This is a genomic window from Qipengyuania sp. HL-TH1, assembly GCF_036365825.1.
In the GTDB taxonomy this organism is placed as follows: domain Bacteria; phylum Pseudomonadota; class Alphaproteobacteria; order Sphingomonadales; family Sphingomonadaceae; genus Qipengyuania; species Qipengyuania profunda.
In genome coordinates, this window is the sequence record NZ_CP142675.1 from 1,298,848 (window position 1) to 1,318,131 (window position 19,284).

The 19,284-nt window shown below is 65.4% G+C and carries 18 protein-coding genes; 8 read left to right on the forward strand and 10 right to left on the reverse strand.

All coding sequences use genetic code 11. The features are described from left to right. Positions 1–136 precede the first annotated feature (136 nt). The 3 genes from VWN43_RS06940 to VWN43_RS06950 all read right to left on the reverse strand — a co-directional run bounded on the left by VWN43_RS06940 (position 137) and on the right by VWN43_RS06950 (position 3,431). A complete protein-coding gene (locus tag VWN43_RS06940) occupies positions 137–862 on the reverse strand; it encodes an N-formylglutamate amidohydrolase (protein ID WP_320182112.1) in 726 nt (241 codons plus the stop codon). Continuing rightward, on the reverse strand, positions 862–1,674 hold the full coding sequence (locus tag VWN43_RS06945) for a 4-(cytidine 5'-diphospho)-2-C-methyl-D-erythritol kinase (protein WP_320180111.1): 813 nt from the start codon (positions 1,672–1,674) through the stop codon (positions 862–864). Before VWN43_RS06945 ends, VWN43_RS06940 begins: the two co-directional genes overlap by 1 nt. Before the next feature lie 107 nt (positions 1,675–1,781). Continuing rightward, positions 1,782–3,431 (reverse strand): electron transfer flavoprotein-ubiquinone oxidoreductase, encoded by a 1,650-nt coding sequence (locus VWN43_RS06950; RefSeq protein WP_320180110.1) that lies wholly within the window; start codon positions 3,429–3,431, stop codon positions 1,782–1,784. Between the two features lie 80 nt (positions 3,432–3,511). On the opposite strand from VWN43_RS06950, the gene VWN43_RS06955 reads away from it, so the two are divergent. From VWN43_RS06955 to VWN43_RS06980, 6 genes are all read left to right on the forward strand, one after another. Continuing rightward, positions 3,512–4,072: a hypothetical protein gene (locus tag VWN43_RS06955; protein WP_330768470.1), complete on the forward strand. Its 561-nt coding sequence runs from the start codon at positions 3,512–3,514 to the stop codon at positions 4,070–4,072. Beyond that, positions 4,027–4,296 (forward strand): hypothetical protein, encoded by a 270-nt coding sequence (locus tag VWN43_RS06960; RefSeq protein WP_330768471.1) that lies wholly within the window; start codon positions 4,027–4,029, stop codon positions 4,294–4,296. The genes VWN43_RS06955 and VWN43_RS06960 overlap by 46 nt, the downstream gene beginning before the upstream one ends. After that, positions 4,293–6,017 (forward strand): lytic transglycosylase domain-containing protein, encoded by a 1,725-nt coding sequence (locus tag VWN43_RS06965; RefSeq protein ID WP_320180107.1) that lies wholly within the window; start codon positions 4,293–4,295, stop codon positions 6,015–6,017. The genes VWN43_RS06960 and VWN43_RS06965 overlap by 4 nt, the downstream gene beginning before the upstream one ends. Then, the gene (gene moaB, locus VWN43_RS06970) at positions 6,017–6,544 is read left to right on the forward strand and encodes a molybdenum cofactor biosynthesis protein B (RefSeq protein WP_320180106.1); all 528 of its coding nucleotides are present in this window, start codon (positions 6,017–6,019) and stop codon (positions 6,542–6,544) included. The genes VWN43_RS06965 and moaB overlap by 1 nt, the downstream gene beginning before the upstream one ends. A 150-nt stretch (positions 6,545–6,694) precedes the next feature. Then, on the forward strand, positions 6,695–7,792 hold the full coding sequence (locus tag VWN43_RS06975) for a PA0069 family radical SAM protein (RefSeq protein WP_320180105.1): 1,098 nt from the start codon (positions 6,695–6,697) through the stop codon (positions 7,790–7,792). A 55-nt stretch (positions 7,793–7,847) separates the two neighbouring features. Beyond that, positions 7,848–8,222, forward strand: coding sequence for an endonuclease domain-containing protein (locus VWN43_RS06980; protein ID WP_320180104.1), 375 nt, complete (start codon positions 7,848–7,850; stop codon positions 8,220–8,222). A 46-nt stretch (positions 8,223–8,268) separates the two neighbouring features. On the opposite strand, the gene VWN43_RS06985 is transcribed toward VWN43_RS06980, so the two are convergent. From VWN43_RS06985 to VWN43_RS07015, 7 genes are all read right to left on the reverse strand, one after another. Continuing rightward, positions 8,269–8,700 carry a DUF1330 domain-containing protein gene (locus VWN43_RS06985; RefSeq protein WP_320180103.1) on the reverse strand — a complete coding sequence of 144 codons (432 nt, stop codon included), beginning with the start codon at positions 8,698–8,700 and terminating at the stop codon, positions 8,269–8,271. A gap of 2 nt (positions 8,701–8,702) precedes the next feature. Beyond that, the gene (locus VWN43_RS06990; protein WP_320180102.1) at positions 8,703–10,304 is read right to left on the reverse strand and encodes a long-chain fatty acid--CoA ligase; all 1,602 of its coding nucleotides are present in this window, start codon (positions 10,302–10,304) and stop codon (positions 8,703–8,705) included. 129 nt (positions 10,305–10,433) lie between these two features. Continuing rightward, positions 10,434–13,925, reverse strand: a complete 3,492-nt coding sequence (dnaE, locus tag VWN43_RS06995; RefSeq protein ID WP_320180101.1) for a DNA polymerase III subunit alpha — start codon at positions 13,923–13,925, stop codon at positions 10,434–10,436. Between the two features lie 98 nt (positions 13,926–14,023). Next, positions 14,024–14,503, reverse strand: a complete 480-nt coding sequence (locus tag VWN43_RS07000; protein ID WP_320180100.1) for a glutathione peroxidase — start codon at positions 14,501–14,503, stop codon at positions 14,024–14,026. Positions 14,504–14,602: 99 nt separating this feature from the next. Then, a complete protein-coding gene (locus VWN43_RS07005; RefSeq protein WP_320180099.1) occupies positions 14,603–14,881 on the reverse strand; it encodes a hypothetical protein in 279 nt (92 codons plus the stop codon). A 47-nt stretch (positions 14,882–14,928) separates the two neighbouring features. Further along, complete coding sequence (locus VWN43_RS07010) at positions 14,929–15,615, reverse strand: ABC transporter ATP-binding protein (protein ID WP_320180098.1); 687 nt, start codon at positions 15,613–15,615, stop codon at positions 14,929–14,931. Continuing rightward, entirely contained in the window at positions 15,608–16,849 is a 1,242-nt protein-coding gene (locus VWN43_RS07015) for a lipoprotein-releasing ABC transporter permease subunit (protein ID WP_253515430.1), read from the reverse strand. Before VWN43_RS07015 ends, VWN43_RS07010 begins: the two co-directional genes overlap by 8 nt. A 169-nt stretch (positions 16,850–17,018) precedes the next feature. Here VWN43_RS07015 and purF point away from each other — a divergent pair, with 169 nt between their 5' ends. After that, positions 17,019–18,491 (forward strand): amidophosphoribosyltransferase, encoded by a 1,473-nt coding sequence (gene purF, locus VWN43_RS07020; RefSeq protein ID WP_320180097.1) that lies wholly within the window; start codon positions 17,019–17,021, stop codon positions 18,489–18,491. Then, complete coding sequence (locus tag VWN43_RS07025; RefSeq protein WP_320180096.1) at positions 18,491–19,201, forward strand: SDR family NAD(P)-dependent oxidoreductase; 711 nt, start codon at positions 18,491–18,493, stop codon at positions 19,199–19,201. Before purF ends, VWN43_RS07025 begins: the two co-directional genes overlap by 1 nt. Positions 19,202–19,284 lie beyond the last annotated feature (83 nt).

Below are 19,284 nucleotides of genomic sequence, written 5' to 3' on the forward strand. Positions count from 1 at the left end.
CCTTCGTTCTTTAACGCCACGTCAGCTGGATCCCCGCCTTCGCGGGGATGACGGGAAAGCGGGAGAAAATCTGCCTTCGCGTCTTGGCGAGGGAAAAGCGGCACCGCCTCCGCCCGCAACAGGCGAAAGGACCAGCTCAGAACTCCAGCGCGACGCGGCCCATCACATCGGCAATCATCACCGCCCAGCGTGCTTGACCGGCCTCGTTGGCGATCTGGTCCTGGCGGATCTCGATCGTGCAATAGGGGATGCCGTGCGCTTCGGCATGGCGGTCCATCGTCGCATTGAGCTGCTTGCCCGAATAGGGCTGGTTGTCGCCCACATTGAGGCCCTGCTCGCCAAACAGGCGGATCGCATGGCGGGCCGCGCGATCGTCCTGGTTGTAAAGCAGCGCGACTTCCCACGGCCGCTCCTCGTCGCTGGTGGCGAGGCTGGGGGTGAAACTGTGCAGCGCGACCAGCAGCTTGGGTTTCGCCTCGGCGACAAGATCGGCGAGCGCCGCGTGATAGGGACGATGAAAGCGGTCGAGCCGCGCCTCGATATTCGCGCCGATATTGCCCGGGATCAGATGGCCGTCGCTGGTCGCCGGGACGACCGCGGCTTCGTCTTCCTTGCGGTGCATGTCGCACACCAGCCGGCTGACGCAGGCGATATGCGCGGGCATGCCATGGCGGCGGGCAAGACGGTCGGCGATCCCCTCGACCCCGATATCGACCGCGATATGCTCGGTGAGCAGTTTGCGATCGATGCCCAGTTCGATGTCTTCGGGAACGAAGTTCGACGCGTGATCGGCAACGCACAGCAGGCCGCCGGGCCGCAGGTCCTCGGTGCCGACCTGGCGGTAGGGCAGATTGTCGATCATCATCGCAGGGATCCCTTCAGCTGCCACCAGCCCGAATGCTCGGCGGCGATGCGTGCCGCGGCTTCGTCACGCGCGGCGTCGCTGTCGAACAGCGCAAAACACGTCGCGCCGGAGCCTGACATACGGGCGAGCACGGGCGAGGTTCCGCGCAATGCGGCGAGCACGCCGGCGATCTGCGGACACAGCGAAATGGCCGGAATTTCGAGGTCGTTGCGCCCCTCAAGCGCAATGGTGTGGGCATCGCCTTTTGGCAGCGCACCGCGATCGCTGCCGTCCCAATGCGCAAACACCGGACCGGTGGCGAGCGGTATGCGCGGATTGACCAGCAGCACGGGGGTGCCCGCTAGGCTGTCGTCCACCGCTTCGAGCTCGGTTCCGGTCCCGCGGCCGATACAGGTGCGGCTCTCGACACACGCGGGCACATCGGCGCCGAGCGCGGCGGCGCGCGCGTGCCAGTCCTCGGGCAAACCATAGCGCTCGCGTATCATCCGGAAGACTGCGCCCGCATCGGCTGACCCGCCCCCCAGCCCCGCCGCGACAGGCAGGTTCTTCTCAAGCGTCACCGCCAGCCCCTCGGCGCGTGGAAACTTGCCCAGCGCCTTGGCGACGAGGTTGTCGAAGGGATTGTCGAGCCCCCCGAAAAATTCCCCGAGCACCCGCACGCTGTCCTGCGCCGCGGTGGTCGCGGTCAGCACATCGCCCGCATCGACGAAGGCGAACAGCGTCTCGAGCTCGTGATACCCGTCCTCGCGCCGCCTGCGGACATGCAGCGCGAGATTGATCTTGGCGTATGCGGTCTCAGCAATGGCCACGCATAGGCTCCCTCGTCATTGCGAGCGAAGCGAAGCAATCCAGGGCGCTACCGTGGATTGCCGCGTCGCTTCGCTCCTCGCAATGACAGAGCAAGCGACGCCGGCGATCACATATTCGGATAGTTCGGGCCGCCGCCGCCTTCGGGAGTGGTCCATTCGATGTTCTGGTTCGGATCCTTGATGTCGCAGGTCTTGCAGTGGATGCAGTTCTGCGAATTGATCTGGAACTTCATCTCGCCCGTGTCCTCGTCGGCGAGCCATTCGTAGACGCCTGCGGGGCAATAGCGGTTCGAAGGGCCGTCGTATTCGGCCAGTTCGCTGGTCTTCTGCAGCTCCCAGTCGCACACCTTCAGATGGACCGGCTGGTCCTCGGCGTGGTTGGTGTAGCTGAAGGCGACATTGGTCAGCTTGTCGAAGCTCAGCTTCCCGTCGGGCTTGGGATAGGCGATCTTCTGGTGCAAGTCGGCGCGCTGGAGCATTTCGTGATCGCGGTGGTGCTTCATCGTGATCGGCAGGCCGATCTTCAGCGTGCGCATCCACATGTCGATGCCCGCCAGCACCGTGCCGAGGTCTTCGCCCCACTTGGCCACCGCGGGCTGCGCGTTCTTCACCTTCTTGAGCTCTTCGGCAATCCAGCTCGACCGGACCGCGGCGTCGTAATCCATCAGCTCGCTATGCTCGGCGCCGCCGGCAATCGCCGCGGCGATGCTCTCGGCCGCCAGCATGCCGCTCTTCATCGCGGTGTGGCTGCCCTTGATCCGCGGGACGTTGACGAAGCCCGCGGCGCAGCCGATCAGCGCGCCGCCGGGGAAGGCCAGCTTGGGGACCGACTGCCAGCCGCCCTCGTTGATGACGCGGCCGCCATAGGCGACGCGCTTGCCGCCCTCGAGGATCGCCGCGATCGCCGGATGGTGCTTCCAGCGCTGGAATTCCTGGTAGGGCGAGACGTAGGGGTTCTTGTAATCGAGCGCGGTGACGAAGCCGAGCGCGACCTGGCCATTGGCCTGGTGGTAGAGGAAGCCGCCGCCCCAGGTGCCGCTCTCGCTCAGCGGCCAGCCCTGCGTGTGGATCACGCGGCCGGGCTCGTGCTTGGCGGGGTCGATATCCCACAGTTCCTTGATGCCGAGGCCGTAGACCTGCGGCTCGCAATCGGCCTCGAGGTCGTATTTCGCCTTCATCTTCTTGGTCAGATTGCCGCGCGCACCCTCGGCGAAGAGCGTGTATTTCGCGTGGATCTCCATCCCCGGCTGGTAATCGCCCTTTTGCGAGCCATCCTCGGCGATGCCCATGTCCTGCGTCACCACGCCGGTAACCGCGCCCTGCTCGTCGAATAGCACTTCGGCGGCGGGGAAGCCGGGGAAGACCATCACGCCCAGGCCCTCGGCCTGTTCGCCCAGCCAGCGCGCCAGATTGCCCAGCGACCCGGTGTAATTGCCGTGATTGCCCATGAAGGGGGGCAGCAGGAATTCGGGCAGGTCCGACTGGCCGGTTGCCGACAGCACCCAGTGGTGGTTCTCGGTTACCGGGGTTTCCGCCATCGGGCAGTCCATGTCGCGCCATTCGGGCAGCAATTCGTCCAGTGCCCGGGGATCGACCACCGCGCCCGACAGCACGTGCGCACCGATTTCGCTGCCCTTTTCGAGCACCACGACCTCGAGGTCCTCGTTGATCTGCTTCAACCGGATTGCTGCCGCCAGGCCGGCGACACCGCCGCCGATGATGACGACGTCGCAGGGCATCGATTCGCGTTCGCTCATGACTCTCTCTTTTCGTCGCGTAACTTGTGCGAGTGCCTTGATTGGTGGCGCTATTGAGGTCAAGACCTGCGCTTCGAGGAATGATGCACGCCGACCCGCCGAACCCGCGCGATTTTACAGCGCTCGCGAGCCTCGAAGGTGCGCTCGACTGGTGGCGCGAGGCCGGCGTCGATGCCGATTTCGCCGATGAGGCCAGCGGCTGGCTGGCCGAACCCAAGAGCGACGATGCCGTAGCGGCTCCCCCGCCGCCCGCCCCGCCGCCGATCATACGCAAGACCGCGCTCGAGCGCGCACTCGCGCAGCCCGACGGAACGGCCTCGGGCATCGATCGGACCGAACTGCCCGACACGCTCGAAAAATTTCGCGAATGGTGGATGACGGCGCCCTCGCTGGCGGATGGTGCGCTCGACCGGCGCGTCCCGCCGCGCGGGGTCGCGGGTGCCGCGCTTATGGTGCTGCTGCCCCAGCCGTTCGACGACGATGCCGACGGCGTGCTGAGCGGGGGGCGCGCGCATTCGCCGAGGCGATGCTGCGCGCGATGGGCCTGGCAGCGCATGAGGTCTATGTCGCCAGCGCGCTCCCCGTGCCCACGGCCATGCCCGACTGGACGCGGCTGGCCGCCAGCGGGCTGGGCGAGGTAGCGCGGCATCATATTGCGCTGGCCGCGCCGCAGCGCGTGCTCCTGTTCGGACGCGCACAGCTCGAACTGTTCGGCATTGCGCGTGAACGCGCGCGCGAGCCCCTGTCGCTCGATTGCGCGGGCAAGCCCCATCCGCTGCTCGCCGCGCCCGACCTGCGCAACCTCGCGCGCTCGGCTGCGCGGCGCGAGAATTTCTGGAACCGCTGGCTGGACTGGACCCAATGACCATTCGCCCCCTCCCCCTCACCCTCGCCGCCATCCTCGCCGCCGCGCTGCCCGCCGCGCCCGCGCTCGCGCAGCAGAGCAGCGTCGAATATTTCACCCGCTCGCATTCCGCTGCACTGCCGCAATTGCTGTCGAGCGACGACCGCGCCTTTTACGGCTCGCTGTTCGAAGCGATCGACAGCCGCAACTGGGACCGGGTCGAGGTCATGCTGGCGGGCCGCGCGGACGGGCCGCTGCACGGCGCGGCGCTGGCGAGCTATTATCTCCACCCCGAAAGCCCGCGGATCGAACTCGGGCGGATCGAAAGCTGGCTCGACCGCTATGCACGCCTCCCCGAGGCCGAGGCGATCGTCCGGCTCGGGCTAACCCGCGGTCTCGAAAATCCGCCCAGCCTGCCGCGCGCGCGCAATCTGGTGCGCCAGCCCGGTTCGACCAAGCGGATCCGGCCCAGCGCGATCAATGACGGGACGATGCCCGAAAGCGTCAAGGCGGCGATCCTCGAACGGATCACCAATGACGATCCCGATGGTGCCCGCCTGCTGCTCGACGGAGTGGACGCGACGCTGAGTTCGCAGGCGCGCGCCGAATGGCGCTACCGGGTCGCGTGGAGCTATTACATCGAGAACCAGGACGCGCAGGCCTGGGCGCTGGCCGATACCGTGCGCGACGGCGGCAGCGGAGCCTGGGTCGCGGAAGGCGATTGGGCCGCGGGCCTCGCCGCCTGGCGGCTGGGCGATTGCGACAAGGCCGCCGAAGCCTTCCAGCGCAGCGCCGCGGGTGCGGTCAACCCCAATCTCGCCGCCGCGGCACATTACTGGGCCAGCCGTGCACTGATCCGCTGCCGCTTTCCCGAAAAGGCCGACGAACAATTGCGCGGCGCGGCCCGCTTTCCCGAAACGCTCTACGGAATGCTCGCGCATGAACAGATGGGACGCGACCTTCCGCGCACGCATGCGCAGCCCGATCTGACCGAAGCCGACTGGCGGCGCCTGCGCGACGCGGAAGCCGCGCGGCAGGCGGTCATGCTGGCCGAGATCGGCCGGCGCGAAGAAGCCGAGCGCGACCTGACCTGGCTGGTCCGCACGGGCGACCCCGACGATTACGGCGCGCTTTCGCGGCTGGCGCGCGCACTCGGGCTGACCGATGCGCAGACCTTCATGGCCTATAATGCGCCGCGCGGCGAAGGCGCACACCCGAGCCTGCGCTACCCCGTCACCTTCCGCACCCCGGTGGGCGGCTGGCGCGTCGACCCGGCGCTGGCCTTCGCGCATGCGCTGCAGGAATCGAATTTCCGCGAACGCGTGGTCAGCCCCGCGGGCGCGATCGGGCTGATGCAGATCATGCCGATCACGCAGCGCGAATATGCCGCCTCGATCAACATGAGCAGCAATGCCGATCTCAAGGACCCGGCAGTCAATCTCGCCTTCGGGCAGCGCACGCTCGAATCGCTGGGCAGTTCGAGCTACACGCAGGGCCGTCTGCCCAAGGTCATGGCTGCCTATAACGCCGGGCCTTCGCCGGTTTCGCGCTGGGAAAGCGAGATCCGTGACCAGGGCGACCCGCTGCTGTATATGGAATCGATCCCCTATTGGGAGACGCGCGGCTATGTCGCCATCGTGATGCGCAATTACTGGATGTATCTGCGCCAGGCGGATGCCGCGGCGCCCAGCCGGGTGGAGCTGGCCGAAAACGACTGGCCGATGTTCCCGGGAGTGCGCTGATGGCGATCGACGAGAGCCTGCCCTTCAAGCCGGTCCGTATCGCGCTGCTGACGGTTTCCGACACGCGCACACTAGCCGATGACAGCTCGGGCGACATTCTCGCCGCGCGGATCGTGGACGCGGGGCACACCCTCGCCGCGCGCGAGATCAGCCGCGACAGCAAGAACGAGATCGCCGCGCATCTGCATCGCTGGATCGACGACGAATTGATCGATTGTGTGATCACCACCGGCGGCACCGGGCTGACCGGGCGCGATGTGACGCCCGAGGCGCTCGACCGCGTGAAGGACAAGGACATTCCCGGCTTCGGCGAATTGTTCCGCTGGCTCAGCTTCGAAACCATCGGCACCAGCACGATCCAGAGCCGCGCCTGCGCCGTGCTCGCGCGCGGGACCTATATCTTCGCGCTGCCCGGATCGAACGGCGCGGTGAAGGACGGGTGGGACAAGATCCTCCACCACCAGCTCGACAGCCGCTTCCGCCCCTGCAATTTCGTCGAACTGATGCCGCGGCTGCGCGAGCGGTAAGTTCTCCACCCAGTCATTGCGAGGAGCCGAAGGCTCCGCGGCAATCCACCTCCCACTTTTGCGCTACCCGGAACAGCGGAGCGATGGATTGCTTCGCTTTGCTCGCAATGACTATGGAAGGCTAGTTTTGTTCCGTGTATGTTCTCAAACATGGAACGACGACTCGCCCCTGCCATATCAGGACGCGGCGCACAGGGCGCGGCGGTGCCGACGCGCTTCGGCCTCGCCACGCGCGAGGAGGACGGCGACTGGCGGGATTACATGGAGCAATTGGTCTCTCAGGATGAAGGACCACCCGTAAAGCTGCGCACCGAGGTGACCGAGGAATTCCCGCGCACCATCCTCAGCTTCAACCAGTCGCCCGACGTGCCCTTCGACCGTTCGGTCAATGCCTATCGCGGCTGCGAACATGGCTGCGTTTATTGCTTTGCGCGCCCCACGCATGCCTATCACGACCTCTCGCCCGGGCTCGATTTCGAAACCAAGCTATTCGCCAAGCCCAATGCGGCGGAGCTGCTGCGCGCCACGCTGGCCAAGCCCAAATACCGCCCGCGCCCGCTAGCGATGGGGACCAATACCGATCCCTACCAGCCGATCGAGGCGCGCTACAGGATCACGCGGCAGGTCCTCGAAGTGTGCCTCGATGCACGTCATCCGGTGACGATCACCACCAAGTCCGATCGCGTGCTCGCCGATCTCGACCTGCTGGCCGAACTGGCCGAGCGGCGACTGGTGGCCGTGGCGATCTCGGTCACTTCGCTCGACCCGAAACTGTCGGGCAAACTCGAACCGCGCGCGGCGGCCCCGGCCAAGCGGCTGCAGGCGCTGGGCAGGCTGGCCGCGGCGGGGGTCCCGACGCATTGCTCGGTCTCGCCGATCATTCCCGCGATTACCGACGAGTTCATGGAGGAAATTGTCCAGCGCGCCGCCGCGCTCGGGGTCGACAGCGTCGGCTGGATCCCGCTGCGCCTGCCGCATGAGGTCGCCCCGCTGTTCCGCGAATGGCTATCGGTCCATTATCCCGAGCGCGGTGACAAGGTGATGAGCATCGTCCGTTCGATCCGTGGCGGACGCGACAACGATCCCGATTTCAACACGCGCATGAAACCCACCGGCGTGTGGGCCGACCTCTTCCGCGCGCGCTTCCGCCTTGCCTGCAAGCGCGCCGGAATGGGCAAGGCGAAGTTCGAGCTGGATTGCACGCAGTTCAGGCCACCCGCGCTGGGCGGACAGATGCGTTTGCTATGACACCCTCCCCACCCTGGGGAGGGGGACCGCCGAAGGCGGTGGAGGGGCACATCCTGTGATCACAGGGCCACGGGAAACGGTCAAACGTGCACGGCAGTTACGCAGCGAAATGTCGGTGCCCGAACGAATTCTCTGGCGACATCTTCGCGGCCGCCCGCGCGGTCACAAGTTCCGCCGCCAGCATCCTGCCGGCGTTTACATCATCGACTTCTATTGCGCGCGGCTGCGGCTCGCCATCGAGATCGACGGCTGGACGCATGACAGCGCGGAAACGATAAAAAGGGATCAGGCCAAATCGGCGTTCCTGCGCTCGCAGGGAATCGCAACCACGCGGATTCCCGCCGCCACGGTGATAGACGATATCGAAGCGACGATGACCCGCTTGCTGGACATATGCGACGCCCGAGCGAGCGACCTGCCCGAGCGGTGAAGGTGCCCCTCCACCACTTCGTGGTCCCCCTCCCCTGCCGGGGAGGCTAGAAGCCCTCACCCGCTTCGCCTGGCGTGAAGCGCATCAGGCGGCTGTCGACCAGAGCGGCGGTGCGGTTGACCACTGCCTGCTGGTATTCGGGATCCTTGATCATCTCGAAGAAGGCACCCGAATTGGGGTATTGCGCGATGAAGCCGTCGTGCCAGCGCTTGGCTTCAGGCCCGGTCACCATCGTCTGGAACGCGCCGCGCCAGACCATCGTGCCCCCTACGCGGCGGAAGATCGGGCCGCTGGTCTTGCCGTATTCCTCATAGGCGCGCCGCCCGCTCCAGCCCTTGCCGGCGTGTTCGTTACCTTCCGGATATTCCGCCTGCTCGCGATATTCGAGCAGGTTGAGCATGTGGATCGGCTCGTCGCGCGGCAGGTCCTTGAACGCCTGGAAGTTCGCGGGGCTCGGATCGATATAGCTGTCGGCCATGGTCAGATCTCCAGCGCGTAATCGCTGAACCGTTCGCGCAGGTCCTTCTTGCTGATCTTGCCCGTCGCAGTGTGCGGGATGTCGTCGACGAATTCGACCGCATCGGGCAGCCACCACTTGGCGACCTTGTCGGACAGGAAGTTGATCACCTCTTCCGCGGTGACTTCCTTGCCTTCCTGCTTGACCACGAACAGCACCGGCCGTTCGTCCCACTTGGGATGCATCATGCCGATCGCGGCGGCTTCGGCGACCGCCGGGTGGCCCACCGCGGCGTTTTCGAGTTCGACCGAGCTGATCCATTCGCCGCCCGACTTGATCACGTCCTTGGTCCGGTCGGTGATCTGCATCGTGCCGTCGGGATGCAGGATCGCCACGTCGCCGGTGTTGAACCAGCCGTCCGCATCGATCGCGTCTTCCTCGGCCTTGAAATAGCGCTTCACCACCCAGGGCCCGCGGATATGCAGCGCGCCCGAGCTTTCGCCGTCGCGCGGTAGGACCTTGGTCGGATCATCGAGATCCACCGTGCGCAGTTCCACGCCGAAGATCGGGCGACCCTGCTTCATCGTCTTCTCGACTTTCTGGTCGAAGGTCAGCTGGTCCCAGTCGGCCGTGGGGCCGCCAACGGTGCCGATCGGCGAGGTCTCGGTCATCCCCCAGGCATGCTGGACGCGGGTGCCGTTCTTCATCAGCCGTTCGATCATGAAACGCGGCGCGGCCGAACCCCCGATAGTCGCCGCGCGCAGCTTGGGCAGTTCGAGATTGTTGGCGTCGCAATATTGGAAATGCGCCAGCCACACCGTGGGCACACCCGCCGAATCGGTGACCTTTTCGGTCTTCATCACCTCGTCGAGCACCGCCGGGTCGTTGACCGCGCTGAAGACGAATTTGATCCCCGCCATCGCCCCGGCATAGGGCAGGCCCCAGCTGGCCGCGTGGAACATCGGCACCACCGGGAGCATCACAGATGACGCGGTAAAGTTGAAGGTCGACGGCTGCAGTCCGGCCAGCGCGTGCAGCAGCGTCGAGCGATGCTCGTACTGCACGCCCTTGGGATTGCCCGTGGTGCCGCTGGTATAGCAGATCATGCAGGGATCGCGCTCGTCGCCATCGACCCATTCGAAGTCGCCGTCCTGCTCGCCGATCCAGTCTTCGAAGCTGGTGGTGTGCTCGCCGCTGTCGAAGCAGATGTAATGTTCGACCGTGGGCCATTTGTCGCGCATCTTGTCCACGATCGGCTGGAACGCCGCATCGTAGATCATCACCTTGTCCTCGGCGTGATTGACGATGTATTCGAGCTGGTCTTCGAACAGGCGCGGATTGCAGGTGTGCAGCACGCCGCCCATTCCCGCGACGCCGAACCAGCTGACCAGGTGGCGCGCGTGGTTCATGGCGAGGCTGGCGACCTTGTCGCCCTTGCCGAGGCCCAGCGCCTGCAGCGCCTGGCTCATCTTCTTCGCATCACGGCGCACGCCCGCCCAGTCGGTGCGGGTCTCGCTGCCATCCGCCCAGCGGGTGACGATTTCACGGTTCGGGGCTTCCCGGGCTGCGTGGTCGATCACATGCGAGATCCGCATGCTCCAGTCCTGCATCGCGCCAAGCGACATATGTATTCCTCTCCATTCTGGTCATTGCGAGGCGCCGAAGGCGGCGCGGCAATCCAGCTTCACACGTCGCAAATCGGAGCGACGGCGGGAAATGGATTGCTTCGCCTGCGGCTCGCAATGACTTTGTTTTCAAGCGACGAGGCGCAGGTTTGCCTTCCCTCGTCGCGCGGTTAACTGCACCTTGGCAAGGCCGGGCACGCTTGCCAAGCGTTCGGCGAGCTCGCCGTCGATAGAAAATGTTCGGCCCAGCCGCACGACGGGCGGGGTCGGGTCGCCGGTGAGCAGTGTGGCGACCGCCTCGTCGCCCCCCTGCCCGCCCTCGCCCAGCGCCAGCGCAAGCTGGGTCACCGCCTCGACGCTCTCGATCTCCAGCGTCAGCAGCATCGCCATGCTCCCGCGCACCGCATCAAGCGGGACCGCCCCGCGCACGGTGATCCGCGGCGGTTCGTCGGGGCTCGGGCTGTCGAGTTCGACATCGAGCTTCACGCAGGTGCCGTTCTTCGCCCATTCGAGGAACTTCTCGACCAGCCCCTCTTCGAAACAGGCGGCGCTGAACTGGCCGGAGGCGTCGGAAAAATCGGCGCGGATGAAGGGTTTGCCGCGCTTGGTCGTGCCCTTGCTGGCGCCTTCGACCTGCACCGCCATCACCGCGCCCATGCGCCCGCCACCAGGCACGCCGCCGGACATCAGCGAGGCGTGCGAACGTGCGCCTTGCGCGCTGGCGATCTCGCGATAGGCGGCGGTCGCATGCTGCTTGAAGGAGAAGCCCATGTTCTCCTTCTCGCGGGCGCGCGCCTCGCTGAGCGACCAGTCTTCCGCGTCCTTCAATCGCAGATCGTCATCGACCGCAGCGTCCTCGCCGCCGAACAGGCCCGCCTGGCCGCTCGATCGCTCGCGCTCGGCCGCGTCGGCCACGGCCAAGAGCATGTCCGCATTGGCCATCAGCTTGGCGCGGTTGGCTTCGAATTCGTCGAGCGCGCCCGCGCCGATGAGCGCTTCGAGCTGGCGCGAATTCATCGATCCCTTGGGCAGGCGTTCGAACAGGTCCTTGAGGCTTTCGAACCGGCCCGCAGTCTCGCGTTCCTCGACGATCGCTTCCATCGCGCGTTCGCCGACATTGCGGATCCCCGCCAAGGCATAGCGCACGGCGTAACCGTCGTCGGTCTGCTCGACGGTATATTCGGCCTCCGAGTGATTGAGCGAGGGCGGCAGCACCGTGATCCCGCCGCGGCGCGCGTCGTCGACGAAGATCGCCAGCTTTTCGGACTGGTGCATGTCGAAACACATCGAGGCGGCGTAGAATTCTTCCGGGTAATGCGCCTTCAGCCACGCGGTCTGGTAAGCGAGCAGCGCATAGGCGGCGGCGTGCGACTTGTTGAAACCGTAGCCGGCGAACTTGTCGATCAAATCGAACAGCGCATTGGCCTCGGCCTTCTCGATCCCGCTGACTTCCTTGCACCCGGTGACGAAGCGTTCGCGCTGGATGTCCATTTCGGCCTGGACCTTCTTGCCCATCGCGCGGCGCAGCAAATCGGCATCGCCGAGCGAATAGCCCGCGAGGATCTGCGCCGCCTGCATGACCTGTTCCTGGTAGACGAAGATGCCGTAGGTCTCGGCCAATATGCCTTCGAGCTTGGCATGCGGAAACTCGATCGCGACCTCGCCCGCCTTGCGCTTGCCGAACAGTGGGATGTTGTCCATCGGGCCCGGGCGGTAGAGCGAGACGAGCGCGATGATATCGCCGAAATTGGTCGGCTTCACTGCAGTCAGCGTGCGCCGCATGCCTTCCGATTCCAGCTGGAACACGCCCACCGTGTTGCCCGCCTTCATCAGTTCGTAGACCTTGGGATCGTCGAGCGGCAGCTGCGACAGGTCGATGTCGATCTCGCGCCGCTTGAGCAGGTCGACCGCCTTCTTGAGCACCGACAGCGTCTTGAGCCCGAGGAAGTCGAACTTGACCAGTCCCGAGCTCTCGACATTCTTCATGTCGTACTGTGTCACCGGCATGTCCGAACGCGGATCGCGGTAGAGCGGCACCAGCTTGGCCAGCGGCCGGTCGCCGATCACCACGCCCGCCGCATGGGTCGAACTGTTGCGCGGGAAGCCTTCGAGCTGCATCGCCAGGTCGACGAGGCGCTTCACCTCATTGTCATTGTCGTATTCGTTCTTGAAATCGGCGGCGCCATTGAGCGCGCGTGGCAGCGTCCACGGGTCGGTCGGGTGATTGGGCACCATCTTGCACAGCCGGTCGACATGGCCGTAGCTCATCTGCAGGATCCGCCCCGTATCGCGCAGCACCGCGCGCGCCTTGAGCTTGCCGAAGGTGATGATCTGCGCGACGTGGTCGTGGCCGTATTTCTGCTGGACGTAACGGATCACCTCGCCGCGTCGGGTTTCGCAGAAGTCGATGTCGAAGTCGGGCATCGAGACGCGTTCGGGATTGAGGAAGCGTTCGAACAGCAGGCCGAGCTGGATCGGGTCGAGATCGGTGATCGTCAGCGCCCAGGCGACGAGGCTGCCCGCGCCCGAACCACGCCCCGGTCCCACGGGAATATCGTGGTCCTTGGCCCATTTGATGAAGTCGGCAACGATCAGGAAGTAGCCCGGGAAGCCCATCTGGTTGATGATGTCGACCTCGAACTGCAGCCGGTCGAAATAGACCTTGCGTTCCTCCTCGCTCATCTCGCCATAGGGTTCTAGCCGCGCCTCCAGCCCCTTGCGCGCATCTTCCTCCAGCGCGCGCGCCTCGCCTTCGAGGTCGCCCGCAAGGCTGGGCAGGATCGGCTTGCGATAGGGCGGCGCATAGGCGCAGCGCTGCGCCACCACCACGGTGTTCTGCACCGCTTCGGGCAGGTCGGCGAAGGCCTCCTCCATCATGTGGTAGGTCTTCACATAGCTTTCGGGGTTCGACCGCGCGCGTTCCTCCGCATCGACATGCGTCGAGCCGGCGATGCACAGCATTGCGTCATGCGCCTTGTGCATGTGCGGTTCGGCGAAATTGGCGGGATTGGTCGCCACCAGCGGCAGATCGCGCGCATAGGCGAGATCGACCAGCGCGGCTTCGGCGCGCTCCTCGATCGGATCGCCGCGCCGTGCCAGTTCGATGTAGAGCCGGTCGGGGAACAGCGCCTGCAGACGACTCAGCAGGACATCGGCATGGCTCTGTTGGCCTTCGGCAAGCAGCCGCGTGACCGCGCCTTCGCTCGCACCGGTGAAGGCGATCAGGCCGTCGGTACGGCCATCGAGGTCGCCGATCCGGACATGCGGTTCGAATTCGAGCGGGCGTTCGAGATGCGCCTTCGACACGAGGTGGCACAGATTGTCGTACCCCGCCTCGTCCTGCGCGTAGAGCGGCAGGTAATCGACCTGCTTGCCCTCCGCCCCTTCGTCGCGGCTTGGGCGCGCCACGCCCAGCAGGGCGCCGATGATCGGCTGCACGCCTTCGGCCTTGCAGGCATTGGCGAACATGACCGCGCCATACAGGCCGTTACGGTCGGCAATCGCGATAGCGGGAAAGCCGCGTTCCTTCGCCAGCTTGGCCATCGCCTTTGGGTCGATCGCGCCTTCGAGCATCGTATAGGCCGACAGGATACGGAACGGGACGAAGGGCTTGAAGGACATCAAGCCAATATGCGGTGCGGGAGGGGATTCGCCAACCCGCGCGCGCCGCGCTTTCCTCCGTTCCGTCATCCCGGTCCGGATGACGGGTTCGCCGCCGCCTAGAGCAGCTTCTCGATATCCTTGGCGATCGTCTTGGGCGCGTCGGTCGGCCCGTATCGCTTCGCGACCTGACCTGAACGGTCGATCAGGAATTTGGTGAAGTTCCACTTGATCGTCTTCGATCCCATCACGCCGGGCTTTTCACGCTTCATCCAGTCGAACAGCGGGCTGGCCTTGTCGCCATTGACATCGACCTTGGCCATCAGCGGGAAAGTGAGGCCGAAATTGACCTTGCAGAATTCGGCGATCTCGCCCGCATCGCCCGGCTCCTGGCCGCCGAACTGGTTGCAGGGGAAGGCAAGCACTTCGAAGCCCCTGTCGCGGTAGTCCTGGTAGAGCTCCTCAAGGCCGTCATATTGCGGAGTGAAGCCGCATTTGCTGGCGGTGTTGACCACCAGCAGGACCTTGCCCAGCTTTTCCGAAAGGGCGAGCTCGTCGCCCTTATTCGTGGTGACGGCGAAATCGGCGATAGTGGTCATGCGGGAGTATTCCTTGCAGCGACGAACAAGTGGGACAGGATCTGCACGCGCGGCGCTGACCGCACAAGGGCGGCCATCGCCGGCGCGCAGAGCGCCTGTTCAGCCGGCAGGGAAATCCGGACGCTGCGACAGGCCCGCTACCTCGGCGGCGTGATATTCGCGGTCGCCCGCCTTCTCGATGCAATATTGCGCGCGTTCGTCTTCGGGCATCAGCATCATGTGGCGGATCAGTTCGGCGAAAGTCCCGCTGCGCAGCCCCTTGGCGGCATCGAGCACGCCGTCGCCGTCATCCACGCGGTGCAGGCTGGCACGGTCGTCCCATTCGATGCCGTGAGCGTGGTTGTCGTCGCCTCTGAAAGTGCTGGGGTGGTCGGTCATTGAAATCTCCTTCGCGAGACCAACGACCGAAGCGGCTTGCGGGTCCGCTATGCCAGCACGCCGTCGTGCAGCCGGACCACGCGGTCCATCCTCTGCGCCAGGCGTTCGTTATGCGTGGCGATCAGCGCCGCGCTGCCTTCGCCGCGCACCAGCCCGAGGAATTCGGCGAGCACCTTGTCGGCGGTGGCCTCGTCGAGATTGCCAGTCGGTTCGTCGGCCAGCACGAGATCGGGCTTGTTGGCCAGCCCGCGGGCAACCGCGACGCGTTGCTGTTCGCCGCCCGAAAGCTGGCTCGGGCGATGATCGAGTCGGTGCCCGAGCCCCAGCGCGATAAGCAATTGTTCGGCGCGCGCCTCGGCCTCGCCATGCGAGCGGCCGGCGACAAGCTGGGGCAGGACGACATTTTCGCGCGCATCGAAATCGGGGAGCAGGTGATGGAACTGGTAGACGAAACCGAGATGGTCGCGGCGTAGCAAGGTGCGCGCGCGCGAGTTCGATTTTTCCGCCGAATGGCCGCCGATGACGATCTCGCCGCCAAAGCCCCCCTCGAGCAGGCCGACCGCCTGGAGCAGCGTCGACTTGCCTGAGCCCGAGGGACCCAGCAGCGCGACGATTTCGCCCGGGCGGATCGCGAGGTCGACCCCGCGCAGCACGTCGATCCGCTCGCCGCCCTGCTCGAAGCTGCGGGTAAGCTGCTTGAGCTCGACCACCGGTTTCACGCCCATATTACTCATAACGCAGCACCTGCACGGGATCAGTGTTCGCCGCCTTCCACGCCGGGTAGAGCGTAGCGAGGAAGCTGAGGCCCAGCGCGAGCAAGGCGATCATGGTCACTTCGCTGCCATCGACCTTCGACGGGATAGTGGTGAGGAAGCGATATTGCGGGTCCCACAGGTTTTGCCCCGTCAGCGCGCCGATCGCCTGCACGATCTGTTGCCGCCCGGCGAGGATCGAGAAGCCCAGCGCAAGCCCAACGACTGTACCGATCGCGCCCACGGTAAACCCGGTGGTGACGAAGATTTTCATCAGGCTTTGCCGCGAGGCGCCCATGGTCCGCATGATCGCAATGTCGCGCGTCTTGGCGCGCACCAGCATGACGAGGCTGGAGAGGATGTTGAACGCCGCCACCAGCACCATGAAACTGAGCGCGAAGGCCATCGCCGCGCGCTCGACCTGCAGCGCCTCGAATAGTGTCGCGTTGATGGTCTTCCAGTCGGCAACCACCGCCCTGCCCTCGACCGCTCGCTGGACCGGCTCGAGGATTTCGCCGACCTCGTCGGCATCCTCCACCGTCACCTCGATCATGCCGACCGTATCGCCGATCAGCATCAACGTCTGCGCGTCCTGCATCGGCATGACGACGAAAGCCCCATCATAATCATAAACGCCGACTTCGAAGATCGCCGCGACTTCGTAGCCGACCTGCCGCGGAACCGTGCCGAAAGGGGTCGAGCGCCCCTGCGGATTGATGATCGTGATCGTGTCGCCGACGCGGGCGCCGATGTTCTCGGCCAGCCGAATGCCGATCGCTACCTTGCTTGCGCCCGCTTGCAGCGCATCGAAATTGCCGCTGACTGCCTTGCTGGCGAGTTCGTCGATGTCTTCGTCAGTGTTGCCGCGCACGATGATCGCCTCGACGCGTCCGTTGAAGCTCGTCAGCAGCGGTTGTTCGATCAGCGGGCTCGCATCGACCACGCCCGGCGTCTGCCGCACTTCCTCGAGGATGTTCTCCCAATCGTCCATCCGTCCGCCATAGGCCTGGACGATGGCGTGGCCATTGAGGCCGACGATCTTGTCGAGCAGTTCGGCGCGAAAACCGTTCATCACGCTCATCACAACCACCAGCATGGCGACCGACAGCATCACCACGCCGATCGAGATGCTTGCCACCAGGGCAATGAAGGCCTCGCCCTTGCCCGGAAGCAAATAGCGTTTGGCGATAGTCCATTCGAATGGGGAGAGGATCAAGACGGCCCTGGTTTATGGCTGCGGAGTGCAGCGCGTTTAGGCAGGCAATCCTTGCGGCGCAATGAAATCGTGTCGGATGGGCGGGCATTGGTCGCACTGCCCTTGTAATCGGTTCGTAACACCGCCATTGGGCGCGCATCCCGATCAGCCGCGGCGGACAGGCCTTTCGATGAACCTCACGCACCCGTTTCTAGACGAGGATGGCGACAAGTTGCGCGAAGAGTGCGGCGTGTTCGGCGCAGTCAACGCGACCGATGCTTCCGCCGTCACCGCCCTGGGCCTCCACGCGCTGCAGCACCGCGGCCAGGAAGCCGCGGGTATCACGAGTTTCAACGGCACCGAATTCTTCACGCTGCGCGGGCTGGGCCATGTGGCGGACAATTTCTCCAGCCAGGAAGCGATCGCCGAACTGCCCGGCATGATGGCCGCGGGCCATGTCCGCTATTCGACCACCGGCGGGTCGGGCCTGCGCAATATCCAGCCGCTCTATGCCGATCTGGCCAGCGGCGGCTTCGCGGTCGCGCATAACGGCAATATCTCGAACGCAGGCGTGCTGCGCGAGGACCTCGTCCGGCGCGGGTCGATCTTCCAGTCGACCAGCGACACCGAGGTCATCATCCACCTCGTCGCCACCAGCCGCTATCCCACCATCATGGACCGGCTGATCGATGCGCTGCGGCTGCTCGAAGGCGCCTATGCGCTGATCGTCATGACCCCCGAGGGCATGATCGCCTGCCGCGATCCGCTGGGCATCCGCCCGTTGCAGATGGGCCGGATCGGCGATGCCACGCTGTTCGCGTCGGAAACCGTCGCCTTCGACGTCGTCGGAGCCGAGTTCGTCCGCCAGGTCGAACCGGGTGAAGTGATCAAGGTCGATTTCGACGGCAATATCGATTCGCTGCATCCCTTTGGCAATCATTCGGCGCGGCCCTGCATTTTCGAGCATGTCTATTTCAGCCGCCCGGATTCGGTGTTCGACGGGCGCAGCATCTATGCCGCACGCAAGGCGATCGGCGCCGAACTGGCGCGCGAGACACCGGTCGAAGCCGACCTCGTCATTCCGGTGCCCGACAGCGGCGTCCCCGCGGCCATTGGCTATGCGCAGGAAGCGGGCATCCCGTTCGAACTGGGGATCATCCGCTCGCACTATGTCGGCCGCACCTTCATCCAGCCGAGCGACGGCGCGCGCCATGCGGGCGTCAAGCGCAAGCACAACGCCAACCGCGCGCTGGTCGAGGGCAAGCGGATCGTCCTGATCGACGACAGTATCGTGCGCGGGACCACCAGCCTGCAGATCGTCGAGATGATGCGTGAGGCAGGGGCCACCGAAGTCCACTTCCGCGTCGCCAGCCCGCCCACCGCGCATAGCTGCTTCTACGGCGTCGACACGCCCGAACGCAGCAAGCTGCTCGCCGCGCGGATGGATGTCGAACCGATGCGCGAATTCATCAAGGCCGACAGCCTCGCCTTCGTCTCGATCGACGGTCTCTATCGCGCGGTCGGCGAAAAGCCGCGCAATTCGGCCTGCCCGCAATTCTGCGACGCCTGTTTCACCGGCGACTATCCCACCGCGCTCACCGATCTGACGCGGCGCGAGGACAAGCAGCAGCAGCTCTCCTTCACGTCCGAACAGGTCGCCTGATGGACCAGCCGCTCGCCAATCGCCTCGCGCTCGTCACCGGGGCAAGCAAGGGTATCGGCGCCGCCACCGCGCGCGCGCTGGCCGCCGCCGGGGCGCATGTGGTGCTGACCGGCCGCGACGTTCCCGCGCTCGAAGCGGTCGAGGATGCGATCCACGCAGTCGGCGGGGCATCGACCATCGCCCCGGTGGACCTTGCCGAAAGCGACGGGCTGGCACGGCTTGCCTCGGCCATTGCAGGCCGCTGGGACAAGCTCGATTATCTCGTGATTTCCGCAGCCTATCTGCCGGCCCTCACACCGGTTACGCAGATCGACGGCAAGCAGCTCGGCCAGGCGCTGACCGTCAATTTCCTCGCCACGCAGGCGCTGCTGGCCAATTTCGACCCGCTGCTCAAGCGCGCCGAAGCGGGCCGGGTGATCGGCCTGACCAGCAGTGTCGGGGCCAGCCCGCGCGCCTATTGGTCGGCCTATGGCGCGACCAAGGCGGCGTTCGACAATCTGCTCGAAAGCTATGCGCAGGAAGTCGAGAAGATCTCCAAGGTTCGCGTCGCGCTGGTCGATCCGGGCGCCACGCGCACTGCCATGCGCGCCAAGGCCTATCCGGGCGAAGACCCGCAATCGGTCAAGGACCCTGCCACCGTCGCCGACCGTCTTGTCGAATTGCTTGTTAACGATTTCACCGGGTTCCACCGCGAGCGCGTCGACGGGTGAATTAACCAGCTTCGGCGACGAATGCTAAACCCTGATCCGCGATACTCGTTAAATCCCGTTGCGCATACGCCGGGTCACACTTC